This window comes from Lutibacter sp. A80 (assembly GCF_022429645.1).
Lineage (GTDB): Bacteria > Bacteroidota > Bacteroidia > Flavobacteriales > Flavobacteriaceae > Lutibacter.
The window spans coordinates 715421-728451 of sequence record NZ_CP092480.1; the positions used below are offsets into that span (position 1 = coordinate 715421).

General features: G+C 28.5%; 13 protein-coding genes. 10 read left to right on the forward strand and 3 right to left on the reverse strand.

The features are described from left to right. The first annotated feature begins 232 nt into the window (after positions 1-232). A complete protein-coding gene (locus MHL31_RS03110) occupies positions 233-487 on the forward strand; it encodes a helix-turn-helix domain-containing protein (RefSeq protein WP_240227623.1) in 255 nt (84 codons plus the stop codon). Positions 488-630: 143 nt separating this feature from the next. Here the strand turns inward: MHL31_RS03110 and MHL31_RS03115 are convergent, their stop codons facing one another. Next, a complete protein-coding gene (locus MHL31_RS03115; RefSeq protein WP_240227624.1) occupies positions 631-1272 on the reverse strand; it encodes a DUF6266 family protein in 642 nt (213 codons plus the stop codon). Positions 1273-1795: 523 nt separating this feature from the next. Here MHL31_RS03115 and MHL31_RS03120 point away from each other — a divergent pair. The 6 genes from MHL31_RS03120 to MHL31_RS03145 all read left to right on the forward strand — a co-directional run bounded on the left by MHL31_RS03120 (position 1796) and on the right by MHL31_RS03145 (position 6232). Continuing rightward, positions 1796-2830 (forward strand): sensor histidine kinase, encoded by a 1035-nt coding sequence (locus tag MHL31_RS03120; RefSeq protein ID WP_240227625.1) that lies wholly within the window; start codon positions 1796-1798, stop codon positions 2828-2830. Positions 2831-2876: 46 nt separating this feature from the next. After that, positions 2877-3500, forward strand: coding sequence for a YbhB/YbcL family Raf kinase inhibitor-like protein (locus MHL31_RS03125; RefSeq protein WP_240227626.1), 624 nt, complete (start codon positions 2877-2879; stop codon positions 3498-3500). A 179-nt stretch (positions 3501-3679) separates the two neighbouring features. After that, positions 3680-4414 carry a LytTR family DNA-binding domain-containing protein gene (locus MHL31_RS03130; RefSeq protein ID WP_240227627.1) on the forward strand — a complete coding sequence of 245 codons (735 nt, stop codon included), beginning with the start codon at positions 3680-3682 and terminating at the stop codon, positions 4412-4414. Between the two features lie 165 nt (positions 4415-4579). Beyond that, on the forward strand, positions 4580-4930 hold the full coding sequence (locus MHL31_RS03135; RefSeq protein ID WP_240227628.1) for a carboxymuconolactone decarboxylase family protein: 351 nt from the start codon (positions 4580-4582) through the stop codon (positions 4928-4930). Between the two features lie 171 nt (positions 4931-5101). Next, on the forward strand, positions 5102-5401 hold the full coding sequence (locus MHL31_RS03140; RefSeq protein WP_240227629.1) for a hypothetical protein: 300 nt from the start codon (positions 5102-5104) through the stop codon (positions 5399-5401). A 237-nt stretch (positions 5402-5638) separates the two neighbouring features. Beyond that, a complete protein-coding gene (locus MHL31_RS03145) occupies positions 5639-6232 on the forward strand; it encodes a DUF6515 family protein (RefSeq protein ID WP_240227630.1) in 594 nt (197 codons plus the stop codon). A 43-nt stretch (positions 6233-6275) separates the two neighbouring features. Here MHL31_RS03145 and yccS read toward each other — a convergent pair whose 3' ends face one another. After that, positions 6276-8414, reverse strand: a complete 2139-nt coding sequence (gene yccS, locus MHL31_RS03150; RefSeq protein WP_240227631.1) for a YccS family putative transporter — start codon at positions 8412-8414, stop codon at positions 6276-6278. A 223-nt stretch (positions 8415-8637) separates the two neighbouring features. Here yccS and MHL31_RS03155 point away from each other — a divergent pair, with 223 nt between their 5' ends. Together MHL31_RS03155 and MHL31_RS03165 are read left to right on the forward strand one after the other, a co-directional pair. Continuing rightward, entirely contained in the window at positions 8638-9654 is a 1017-nt protein-coding gene (locus tag MHL31_RS03155; protein ID WP_371824133.1) for an LLM class flavin-dependent oxidoreductase, read from the forward strand. 309 nt (positions 9655-9963) lie between these two features. Then, positions 9964-11187, forward strand: coding sequence for a MalY/PatB family protein (locus MHL31_RS03165; protein WP_240227632.1), 1224 nt, complete (start codon positions 9964-9966; stop codon positions 11185-11187). 87 nt (positions 11188-11274) lie between these two features. Here the strand turns inward: MHL31_RS03165 and MHL31_RS03170 are convergent, their stop codons facing one another. Further along, positions 11275-11955, reverse strand: a complete 681-nt coding sequence (locus MHL31_RS03170; protein ID WP_240227633.1) for a DEAD/DEAH box helicase — start codon at positions 11953-11955, stop codon at positions 11275-11277. Between the two features lie 111 nt (positions 11956-12066). Between MHL31_RS03170 and MHL31_RS03175 the strand changes: the two genes are divergently transcribed. Continuing rightward, the gene (locus MHL31_RS03175) at positions 12067-13023 is read left to right on the forward strand and encodes an aldo/keto reductase (protein ID WP_240227634.1); all 957 of its coding nucleotides are present in this window, start codon (positions 12067-12069) and stop codon (positions 13021-13023) included. The last annotated feature ends 8 nt before the right edge of the window (positions 13024-13031 follow it).

Genomic DNA, 13031 nt, shown 5'->3' on the forward strand with positions numbered 1-13031 from the left:
ATTATCTATACACCGGTTTTAGCTTATGTTTTCTTTATAAATTACCATATTTTTTATACTAAAAAAATACCAAAACTAGGCTTACTTATAAACAGCTTTTATACATTAAATTATTTAACAATAATTAAAAGGCATTTTTAACAAGATTTTATAATTAAAAAAAAATAACTATATTCGTTTATAAACAACTCTATTTCAGAGTTGTAACTATTAACTAACAAAATAAGTTATTATGAAAAAAGAAAAAAATAAACAAACCCCAGAAAATCAACACCCACATTTAGAATTTGATGCCCATTTATTAGAAAATGAAGTATGGTTAACCACAGAAGAGGCCATGGCACATTTAAACGTAAGCCGCAGTACTATTTATAGATTACGAAAACAACAACATATTCCAAATTTTAAATTAGGTCATATCCCTATGTACCCAAAGCACTTATTAAACAAAATGTTAATGCACCGAGCTTTAAAAAATGTAAAATAAAAGTAGTTTATGCTACTTGTCTCTTGTAGCTTCAATTATTGCTGTGCAGTAATGTTGTATACAATATAACAAAGCGCATATACGTATTCTATAGTTCATAAAATACATATATGCGCCTTTAAAAAGCCTTTAAGGTACAAGGTTTATATTACCGTAACACTACCTAAATAGGTGCTTATAGCTGCAAAATTGGTATCTGGTTTACTAAAAGATGCCCAAACCTCAACTTCTAATCCAGCCATATAATCGGGTAAAGTTACTGTTGCTGTTGTGGCATCTCTTGTAGCAACTGCTAAATTGGTGTAAAATAAATTAAGATCGGGGGCATATGCCACTACCATAAGTTGGTCTGTTGCAGTAGCTTTACCTTGACCGCTATTATCTTGCCACCCAAAAACAAGTGCTTGTCTAGCGCCTGCCGTAAGTGTACCAGCATCTAAACCGCGTAAATCACCTTTACTTATTAATACCTTAGCATAATCCATTACCATGCCAAGGGGTGTGCTTAATACTGCATTTTTTAAATGATAAGAAGTAGCTAAATTAGCACGAGATTTATCGCCTTGTGGATTTCCAAAATAGCTGCTTAATACCTCTATAATTGGACTTAAAAAACTAATAACGGTTTTAAATTTTTCGCGTTGTTCTTCTTGTTTTGCAGATGGCGTATAGTTACCGCGTTGTGGTAAACTTCGCATTATATTTTTTCCACGCCAGCGAGAACCTACTACGTTACCTACTTTACCAGAAAATCCGCCTAAAATTCCTTTTTCGAATGTTGCCATAATTATATATTTTTTTAATTAATAGATTTCAAATCTAAACGCTAAACACTTAGTAAACAAACCCCTGACACATACCGACACGTATTGAAATAAATTGAAAGTTTTTGAATGCTTATAAAACAAAGTGCTGTTTTTAGACTACTTTAGACTTTTTATGATAGCTACTGACCGGCAATGACACAAAAACAGTTATTTTAAGGGGTTTTGTTCGGGTTTTGTTCGAGCATCCTTCGGTAAATAGCGGTATTTATTTTTTAAAAATGGAAAATTTTAAGAGAAAAAGGGGAGTAAACCCATTTAATACACAATGCATTAACAGCAATATAAGAGTAGTGTATGTATTTAATACTTTTATATAAATTACAATCGATAAAATACCATAGTTCGTATAAATAATAGTGTAAATTATCTATTATGTAGTACAGGAATGGTAAAAATTTTTACTTTTGAAAGGTGTTTAAAAGCAGTACCTATGTACACCGTACTGTCTAAAATTGTAAAATACGTTATAAAATTAAACAGCATGCATAAAAATAAAATAATAACACTTTTCTCGCATCTTATAGTATGGATTGTATTGTTTTGTCTGCCATACATATTATCTTATGGACAAGAGCAAGATATTAACAGAGTAATAGCACATTTTTGGATTCCAATATTGTTTTATGCTATTATTTTTTACGTTAATTATATGCTATTGGTAGATCGTTTTTTGTTTGCTAAAAAAACCTTAATTTTTGTTCTTATCAATATGGCTATGATAGCCTTGTTTATTCTATTAAAAGAACAAATTGAAGACCATTTATTTGTTGATTTTATTAAAAAAAGAAATAGTGGAGAAGGAGGTGGTCCACCTTTTAAAATGACTATTTATATTCAAATGTTGTCTTATATGGCTCCTTTATTATTTTCCGTGGCTATTAAAACCACAAAACGATGGGCTGAAACAGAGGCTAAACGCAAAGAAGCAGATAATATAAAGTTACAATCAGAATTACAACATTTACATTATCAATTACAACCGCATTTCTTTTTTAACTCATTAAATAATATTTACTCTTTGGTAGATATTTCACCAGATCAAGCAAAAAAGTCTATTCATAGCTTAAGTAAGTTAATGCGTTATATGTTATATGAAACCAATATAGAATTAATTTCATTATCTAAAGAAATAGATTTTATGAAAAAATATATTGACTTAATGAAATTAAGGGTTTCAGATAAAACAGTTGTTAATTATAATTTCCCTTCAAAAGAATCTGGAATAAAAATTGCACCGCTATTGTTTATCTCTTTAATAGAAAATGCCTTTAAACATGGGGTTTCTGCAAGTAAGGAAAGTGAAATTAACATAGATTTAGCAATAGAGGGTACTACCGTTGTATTTAACGTGGTTAATAATAATTTTCCTAAAAAAATAAACGATAAAAGTGGTTCGGGTATTGGATTGCAGAATTTAGAAAAACGTTTAAAACTTTTATATGCTGGTAAATACAGCTTTAAAACATCTGTTGAAAATAATCTTTTTTTAGTACATCTAAGCATCGATACATTATAACTCTCTAAATTTATGTACACGTTTTAATGGTTAAAAATTATAAAATATGAATACATTTAAAAATATAAAATATTTATTTCCATTGCTGCTTATTTGTTTTATTTCTTGTACTAATAAAAAACCAGCTAAAAAAAATATAACACTTACTAAAATTAATCATGATGATTTTAAAAGAATTCATCCAAACTTTAAAATATCTAGTATAGCAATAGAAAATGGCGTTTTAAAAGATGCCTATAAATGTGAAGAGAAGGTAAATGATGTTGAAAATTCAATTCCACTTTCTTGGCAAAATGTACCTAATGGCACTAAATCTTTAGCTATTGTAATGTACCATTACCCAAAAAAAGATGATAAAACCGAAATTAATTCGTATTTATTATTGTGGAATATAGATCCTAAAATAACTGAAATACCATATAAAATGGCTTCAAAAGGTAGTTGGTTTATGGGAGCTAATAAAGATGGTACGGCAGTTTCATACACTTCGCCTTGTTCAAGAGGAAAAGGTACGCATAAATATATTATTGCACTGTATGCACTCTCTAAAACACCCGATAATTTACCAAAATCTAACTCTTTAAATGTAGATTATAATGTGTTTATGGATGCAATTGCTACTGTAGATATTATAGATAGAACCACCTTAGAATTTATAAGCGCTAATTAAAGTGTAAAACATATAAAACAGTACTAACTAATTTTATAAAATTTAGTATTCATTATATTTAAAACCTTCTGTTTCATTACATTTTGTTATAGTGTTGTTAAAATGGAATAGTTACTGCATAAAAGTATTTATAAGTAGTGTAATTTTAGTACCTTTAAATTTAAAAATAAATTAAATTTATGAGTAACTTAAAAATTACGTGTGTTATTGTTGATGATGAACCTATGGCACTTAATTTAGTAGAAAGCTATGTAGAAAAAACACCTTTTTTAACACTAAAACAAAAATGTAATAGTGCTATTGAAGCTATGGAGTTTATAAAATCTGAACCTGTAGATCTACTTTTTTTAGATATTCAAATGCCCGATTTAACAGGAATTGAATTTTCTAAAATGTTACCCGAAAATACCCGAGTTATTTTTACCACTGCATTTGATCAATACGCTTTAGAAGGTATAAAAGTTGAAGCTTTAGATTATTTATTAAAACCCTTTGATTATGCTGAATTTTTAGCCGCTGCTAATAAAGCTAATAAATGGTTTTCTTTGATAAAAGGCAAACAGCAAAAAATAGTATCTCCAGAAAAAGAATTTCTTTTTGTAAAGTCTGAATACAAACAACTACGCATTAAACTATCGGATGTATTGTATTTTGAAAGTTTAAAAGATTATATTAAAATTTGGTTGAAAGACAATCCGAAACCAATTTTAACACTTATGAGTTTAAAATCTTTACAGCAAGAACTCCCAGAAACACAATTTATGCGCGTACATAGATCGTTTATTGTTTCTTTAAAAAATATTAAAGAAATAGAACGTAGTCAAATTATTATTAACAAACAACGTATAACAGTTTCGGAACAATACAAATCTAAATTTTTAGAGTTTATTTCAAATAATTCATTAGATAATTAGTCAAAATAGTATGAATTAATAGGTTTTAAACAAATAAAACCTAATAAGCTGATATAGATCAGTTTAAAATATTAAAATGTTTGCTAAATTAGAGAAATGGGTAGTTTTAGAGATTTGGTTTTAAAGCAACCCAAATTTAAGTTAACATTTTAAATATTTAAGATTATGACTAAAGATTATTCAAAACGGTACAACGATCTCTCTAATTTAATGGGAGAAATGGGCGCAAAAATCCCTAACATTATGGAAAGTTTTAGCAAAATGCATACTGCTAGTTGTGAAGATGGAGCACTTTCTGCTAAAACAAAAGAACTTATAGCTTTAGGTATTGCAATTACTATTAGATGTGAAGGCTGTATTGTATGTCACGTACACGATGCCATAAATGCAGGTGCTAGTACAGAAGAAATAATGGAAACTATTGGAGTTGCTATTTTAATGGGTGGCGGACCTTCTGTAGTATATGGTTGTGAAGCTATGGAAGCATTAGATCAATTTGTAGTTTTAGAAAACTAACCAATACTACTTGTTAAAATATCTGTTACTTTTAAATAGTATTATTGATTAAAGCTGAATTCGTCTATAAAATTATCTGATTTAAAGGTAAATAGGTTTAGTTTGTCTATTCTATTTTTATTGTACTATCAAAGCTGTAACTTTGCATTTCATTAAAAATAAATTTATTATATGAAAAGAATTGTTTTATCATTAGCCTTAGCTACTGCAATGTTTAGTTGTGATAGTGTTAAAAATGTAAATACATCTAATGTTGCTAGTGCAGCTACATTATTAAGCTCATTAAGTTCAAATTCTACTGTACAACAAATTTCTACGCTTTTTACTTTATTAGATTCTAATAAAGATGAAGCTATTAGTACAACAGAAGCAATTGGATCTGTAGCTGAAAATTTTGGAGTATTAGACACAGATAGTAATTCAAGTTTAAACCTAACAGAATTAACAGGTTTACTTAGTTTACTTAAATAAAAACTTTACTTAAAGTAAGTAAGGGCATACATGTTAAATGTATGCCCTTTTTTATTTAAAATTAATTTCAAAAACACATAATATCTATACAATTTAACGTTCTATAGATGTATTTTAAGTAATCTTCTATTTACTTTTTTAGTTATTAATTATAAAGATATCTTTAAACTATTAATACAAAAGCAAGTCTTAGTATTATAACAATAATAGAAGTTTAATCTAAAAAAATTAAAAATTATGAAAACATTTATCAAAACATATGTATTGTCAGCAATATTTATAGTAGCAATTTCAACTCAAGTATCTGCACAATCTCGTAGAAGTAGTACAACAAGTAAAACTGTAACAAAAACAACAGTTAAAAAAACTACTCCAACTAAAAAAATACCTAGTACTAAAGTAACTTATAAAAAACCACAAAAGAAAGTAGTTTCTGTTAGAAATATACCAAATAAAACTGTGGTTGATTACAGAGGTCAAAATTATTATTACGCTAATAATAAATATTACACACAATCTGCAGGTCGTTATATTTCTATAGCTCCAAAAATTGGATTTAGAGTTAATATTTTACCTACAAATTATAAATTAATAAAATATAATAACCGTAATTATTACAATGCTCAAGGTATATTTTATATACAAATTAATAATCAATACGAAGTTGTAGAGCCTGAAATTGGAACTATTGTTTACGAATTACCAGATGATTATGAAAAAGTAGTTATTGATGGTTTAACGTATTACGAATACGCAAACATTTTATATGAAAAAGTACAATACAATGGTACTAGAGCTTATGAAGTAGTTGGTATTATTGATGTAGAATAAATTTAAAACAGCTACATAAAAAAGCGCGTAATTTTTAACTAAATTACGCGTTTTCTGTATTCTTAAATAACTTAGCTTGTTCTAAAATTTGTATGGTTACCTCTGTAATATTGTACAATAAGGTATATTGAATGTTTAAAGACGCTTCTTTTTTAGTATGTAATTGTATACTTATTTCTTCTAAACTATCCTTAATTGTTTTTATTTCACCTTTATCTTCAGTAGTTAACCAATCATAAGCCTCATCTAAAGCATTTAAAATAAGATTTTCAAATTCTAACATATTTAAAACTTGATTTGCCTGTTGATTTCTATGTGCTCCTAAAGCAGACAAATAAGAAAGTAATGCATGGTTTAAATAGGTTAATCTAAAAGCTGTTTTTTTAAGTTTTTGATGCTTTTGAGGATCTAACTGCATATTTTGCCAAGCCATAACCAATGCATTGTCTGCTCTATGTGCTTCTCTTCTTGCAATTCTATAAGTTAAATCATCGTTTACAGGCGCTTTATATTCGTTTAAAATAGCCTTTAAATAAGCTGTATTTTTTACAACAACTTGGCTTAGTAATTTCGGTAATTTTTTATATTGCCAATCTGGCCATAAAAAGCGTACCACTATAAACGTTACAAAAGCCCCAATTAGCGTATCTATTAAACGAGGAGCCATAACATCTACACCTTTATTAGCAATAATATTAAAAGCACACAATACAAAAATTGTAATAAAAATAATACTGATTGAGTATTTGCGTTTCATCCAAAAGAAAAATAAATAGGCCGATGAGAGCATCAACACTATTTGTCCTGAAAATGAAAATAATTGTACAATTAAAACCCCAGAAACTACTCCCATAAAAGTACCTAAAATCCTTTGAAACAAGCGTTTTCTGGTTTCACTATAACTAGGTTGTAATACAAATAAAACGGTTAAAACAACCCATTCACCTTTTTCTATATGAAAATACTTATAAATTGCGTAACCGATTAAAAAAGAAACACTTAATCGTATAGCATAACGCATTCTTGGATGGTTAAAATTAAGTTGTGCTTTTAATCTTTCTAAATAAGAACTGCTATCTTGTTCTAATTTAGGCAATAAATCCGTATCGTAATTTTTATGAATGTTTTTTAAAGTTTTATGAGATTGGGTTAAATTTTGAATTAATAATTTTAGTGGAAGGGAAGGATTATCATCACTATATTTTATTGAATTACGAATTGTTTTTGTCAACCAATCTAAAGCAGATGGATGCTTGTAAGTAGTACCTGTAAGTAAACATTCAGCAAAACTTTGTGTTGCATGTGAAAGCTCATGTAAAAACTGACGAATACCACCCATTAAATCGTTGTTTAAAGGGTTCGAGCTTAATAAATCATAACGTTCATGGCTAGATGCAGCACGTTCGTGCAAACTTTGCAAGGCCATAAAATAATGTAAATAGGGTTGTAAAGGCTTTTTGTCTTTTAGAGATTCTCCATAACTATTTAAAACCTCTTTACATCTATCTAAAGCTTCAACAGTTTGTACATTTAAAAGCGCTAGTTTAGTTCTAATTTCTTTTTCGTTTTGTTTATCACTCGGAAAAAGTTTCGATTTTTCATTTAAGTATAACGAAAGTGCAGAAAAACCTCTAGCAAGTTGTTCTTCTAATAAACTATAAGGTTTTATACGCAATGTTATATATGAAAAAACACCATAAATAAAGGCTCCTGATGTTAATAAAATAGGCTGAATATACCAATTAGGACTAATTTGAGTTCCAATCATTGTATAAATACCAACTAATAAACCTCCAAATGTAACACCTCTAAAACGCTCACTAATACCTCCAATTAAAATAAATACCACCGTAGATAATGCCAATCCAATTCCTAATAAAATAGGGTATGGCTGCAATAATTCTACCGAAAAACTGGAGATGGCAAAACTAACAATTTTTAATGCCATAGATTTTAAGCGTCCGTTAGGATGGTCATCTGTTTCAGAAAGTGCACCGGCAAGCGCACCTAAACCTAATGTAACAGCATAAAAAGGTAATTTTAAACTTACCATTAAAACAACGAGAACTCCAATAACAAAAGTTGCTTTAATAGACAATAATCTATTTGGGTTTCTTAAAAAGGCTGTTCTAAATGAAATAAACCAAGGTTGCTGTTTTAAGTAATTAGAAAGAAGCATCATTATATTTAATAGGTAAGAATTATACTTTTGCGCAAAATTAAGCATTCGTAATTAATAACTATACGTAAAATTTGATTAATAGTTGATAGAATTAATTTTCAATATAAAATAGTTAAAAAATTATAGTTACAGGTGTAATTGTGGAATCTTTAAAACCACTTTTATATTAATTGCTTTTAAGGTATGTAAGTACTAATTTTACCCAGATTTTATTTTTATAAAAATGCAAAAAATTTCTTATTCTATTTTAGACCTCGCTTTGGTATCCAAAGCACACACACTAAAGCAAACATATAACAACACCCTTAAACTAGCACAGCAGGCTGAAACATTTGGCTATACACGTTATTGGTTGGCAGAACACCATAATGCTGCTACTATTGGAAGCAGTGCAACCTCGATATTAATAGGTTATGTTGCTGAAGGAACAAAGACACTTCGTGTTGGTTCTGGAGGTGTTATGTTGCCGAATCATTCTCCATTAATTGTTGCAGAACAATTTGGAACCTTAGCATCTTTATACCCAAATAGAATTGATTTAGGTTTAGGAAGAGCTCCAGGAACTGATAGAGAAACGGCATTAGCCATTCGCTCAGATTTTATGGAAGCAGCACACTCTTTTCCTAATGAATTAGAAAAAATACAACAGTACTTTTCTACAGAAAATGCAAGTTCTAAAGTACGCGCAACTGTTGCCGAAGGTGTAGATGTACCTATTTACATTTTAGGATCGAGTACAGATAGCGCTCATTTAGCAGCAAAAAAAGGCTTACCATACGCTTTTGCTAGTCATTTTGCAACCAATCAGTTATGGGATGCATTAGAAATTTATCGCAAAGAATTTCAACCCTCATCTGTATTAAAAAAACCATATATAATGGCAGGTGTAAATAGTATTGTTGCCGATACTGATGAAGAAGCGGAACGTTTATATACTTCTTTTATACGTATGATTGTTGGTATATTTACTGGTAAACGTGATTTTGTACAACCTCCAACGGCAATGACTCCAGAGTTTGAAGAAATATTACAACATCCACAAATACATCAAATGCTTAAATATACTTTTGTTGGAAGTAAAGCCACGGTTAAAACTCAAGTAAAAGAGTTTATAGCACAAACAAAGGTAGATGAGTTAATTGCTGTAACAAATATTTATGGTATTACAGATAAAATACATTCGTATAAATTATTTGCAGAAATTATGGATGAAATAAATTTAGAACGCTCAACTAATTAAAAAAAGTGCAGATACTCTTATGGTGTTGATAGTTAATAAACAGCTATTTACAACCTTGGCAGGAATCAATATTTTGTTGAAAATGATTTAGGAGAACCTAAAAATATAGATGATTTTTTACATTCAGAAAACTTTTTATTAATAGATAAAAACAAACATATTAGAGGAATTTATAACGGTTTAAACAGAGCTTTAATGGCGCAATTAATTACAGATGTTAAAGCACTGAAATTAGAAAAATAATTATCTTAAAAATCAAATATTTGAAATTTAATTTCTTTATTTTTAGAGAAATTAAATTAAAGTAACATGAATCAATTTGATAAAACACATACTGTTAAAAACAACTTTATTAAGAATAATCCAGACTTTTTAAAACCAATGTTTGGAACTACAGATGTAATTCCATTATGGATTGCAGATATGGATTTTGAAGTAGCTAAACCCATACAGGAAGCTTTACAAGAATTGGTCTCTAGAAATATTTATTCCTATGAATTTAAAACAAAAGATGTTTTTAAAGCCATTTCAGATTGGAATTTTAAACGTCATCAATTAAAATTAAATCCAGAATCTTTTATTCAAGTTCTTGGTGTACTTACAGGAATAGGCGTTTTAATTAGAGAACTTTCAGAAAAAGGGGATCATATTATGGTACAAACACCTGTATATCATCAATTTTTTAAGATTATAGAAACCGCTGAAAGAAAAGTACTTAACAACAATTTAAAAGTGGTTGAAGATCATTATCAAATGGATTTTGATGCTATAAAAAATCAAATTGAAACCTTAAATATTAAAGTAATTTTACTGTGTAACCCTCATAATCCAGTGGGTAGAGTATGGGATAGAGAAGAACTGCAAACCTTGGTAGATATAGCCAATGAATACGATGTAACTATTATTAGTGACGAAATTCATTCAGAAATTGTATATTCAAAAGGCAACTTTAATAGTATTGTATCCTTAAACAATAGTGAAAATCATATTGCTGTTATTGGATCTCCAGCAAAAACATTTGGTATGCAAAGCATCTCTAACGGCTATTTATACATACAAAATCCGAAGCTTCATAAACAAGTTGAAAAATCTGTAGCATCTTTATATTTAGACCACGGTAGTATACTTTCTGCAAATGCAACCATTGCAGCATATACAAAAGGAGAGGAGTGGTTAGAAAATTTATTAGAGTACCTTGAAAATACCGTAAATTGGATACTTGATTTTGTTGAAAAAGAATTACCAGATGTAACTATGTATAAACCAGAAGGAACTTATCAGATTTGGTTAAACTTTAGTAAACTAAATCTATCTGACATTGCTTTAAAACATTTAATTATGCAACAAGCAAAATTAGGTTTAGCACCAGGAGATTGGTTTGAATCGAATCATACTCAGTTTATGAGAATGAATATTGCGTCTCCATTAACAAAAATTAAACAAAGTTTTTACCAATTAAAAGAAGCCATTAATAACGGTTTAGACAACTCTTTTAATGAGACTAAAATAAATTATAGGAAAAAACCATTTTAACAGGTTATTGTAAATTTTATAAGCATTAATTTTTAAACGAATTAATGCTTATAGTTTATAGTTTTAAAACTAGTATCTATAAAACCTCTAAACAGCTATTGTTTTTGCATATTCCATAAAATAAGATTCAAAACGTTTAAGTACTGCAGATTTCTTTTCTGAATATAATACATATTGGCATTTATGAATGCTTTGCGTAATAGACATTAATGCATTGTATGCAGAATTTTTAGCTAAAAACTCAGCGTCGTCAATATTAAAAATCAATAATTGAGAGGTTCCTACACCGTTTGATAGGAATAATTTATTCATTGTATCTGGTGTGGAAATAAGAATATCTACACCTTCAAATATTTCAGATTTTTGTAAATCTAAATAAATATGTTCGTGACCAACATATACTCTCAACGAACTATGTCTTGTATAAGCTAAAAAAGCTTCGTATAATTCTAACGCTTTTTCCTTAGTTTCAACAACAACTATTGCTCTTGGAAGTGTTCCAACAGCTTTATATTTTAATTTTTGTAGAGTTGTTAATATAAGTGTTGTAGTTTTTCCACTACCTTTTGCTGCAGTGCAATAAACATTGGAACCGCTTTTTATTACTGGAATACTTTTACGCTGAAATGAAGTAGGTGTTTCTATTTTTAAATCTGTTAACTTCTCTTGAATTTCAGGATGTAATTTTTTAAAAGGCATTTTGTTCGGTTTATAATAAATTAAGGCAAATATACTACCTGTAAATGGAATATTAAGGAGAAGTTTCATTTCTATTTTAGAAAAACAAAACGATAATTTATTATTAATTGGTATTTAGTTCCATTTTAAATGAATTAATTAGATCTTTATATTATATTCATCTTAAAAACTATTAAAACAATGTCTATTACAAAAATTGGTTTGGGATTAGCAGCCTTAGGAAGACCTGAATATATTAATATAAGAAATGGAAAAACTCCAGATAAAACAGAAGAAGTTTTTACAGAAAATGCTTTTAACATGCTAAATTTTGCATATAAACAAGGTATTCGATATTTCGACACTGCACCTTCTTATGGTAAAGGCGAACAGTTTTTAACAGATTGGAATTCAGAACATAAGTATAAAGATATTACCTTAAGCACAAAATGGGGATATACATATGTAGCAAATTGGGAGTTAGGTTTTAGTGGTACTCATGAGGTTAAAGAGCATTCTTTAAATAAACTTTTAGAACAATGGCAAATTTCAAAAAAACTATTACCAAATTTAAAAATATACCAAGTACATTCAGCGACTTTTGAAAGTAAAATTTTAGAAAATACCGCAGTTTTAAATCAACTTTTTGAAATAAAAAAACAAACGGGACTTCAAATTGGTATTACTACAAGCGGAACAAATCAAAGTGAAATTATTAAAGAAGCATTAAACATAAAGATTGATAATATAGATTTGTTTGATAGTTTTCAGGTTACCTACAATATTTTAGAACAATCTACACATTCCGTTTTAAAGCATTTATTGCAACTTAATAAAACCGTTATTATTAAAGAAGCTTTGGCAAACGGACGTATCTTTAAAAATGAAAAATTCAATCATTATCAGAAGTTTTATCGTGTTTTAGAAGCATTAGCTACAAAATATCAAGTAGGAGTAGATGCAATTGCTCTAAGATTTGTAATAGACAATTTAGCACCAACGTACTTACTTAGTGGCGCATCTAGTAAAGAACAACTCTTACAAAACTTAAAAGCTTATAATTTTAAGTTTGAAAATGAAGAATTAGCGCTATTAAAATCAATAGACCAATCCAATCAAGCATATTGGAAAGAAAGAAACAACTTAAACTGGAACTAATACAATTT

Coding starts and splice junctions, on each gene's coding strand:
- yccS (WP_240227631.1), bottom strand. CDS start 8,414: ATGATGCTTCTTTCTAATTACTTAAAACAGCAACCTTGGTTTATTTCA.
- MHL31_RS03165 (WP_240227632.1), top strand. CDS start 9,964: ATGAATCAATTTGATAAAACACATACTGTTAAAAACAACTTTATTAAG.
- MHL31_RS03170 (WP_240227633.1), bottom strand. CDS start 11,955: ATGAAACTTCTCCTTAATATTCCATTTACAGGTAGTATATTTGCCTTA.
- MHL31_RS03175 (WP_240227634.1), top strand. CDS start 12,067: ATGTCTATTACAAAAATTGGTTTGGGATTAGCAGCCTTAGGAAGACCT.
- MHL31_RS03115 (WP_240227624.1), bottom strand. CDS start 1,272: ATGGCAACATTCGAAAAAGGAATTTTAGGCGGATTTTCTGGTAAAGTA.
- MHL31_RS03130 (WP_240227627.1), top strand. CDS start 3,680: ATGAGTAACTTAAAAATTACGTGTGTTATTGTTGATGATGAACCTATG.
- MHL31_RS03145 (WP_240227630.1), top strand. CDS start 5,639: ATGAAAACATTTATCAAAACATATGTATTGTCAGCAATATTTATAGTA.
- MHL31_RS03125 (WP_240227626.1), top strand. CDS start 2,877: ATGAATACATTTAAAAATATAAAATATTTATTTCCATTGCTGCTTATT.
- MHL31_RS03120 (WP_240227625.1), top strand. CDS start 1,796: ATGCATAAAAATAAAATAATAACACTTTTCTCGCATCTTATAGTATGG.
- MHL31_RS03110 (WP_240227623.1), top strand. CDS start 233: ATGAAAAAAGAAAAAAATAAACAAACCCCAGAAAATCAACACCCACAT.
- MHL31_RS03140 (WP_240227629.1), top strand. CDS start 5,102: ATGAAAAGAATTGTTTTATCATTAGCCTTAGCTACTGCAATGTTTAGT.
- MHL31_RS03155 (WP_371824133.1), top strand. CDS start 8,638: ATGCAAAAAATTTCTTATTCTATTTTAGACCTCGCTTTGGTATCCAAA.
- MHL31_RS03135 (WP_240227628.1), top strand. CDS start 4,580: ATGACTAAAGATTATTCAAAACGGTACAACGATCTCTCTAATTTAATG.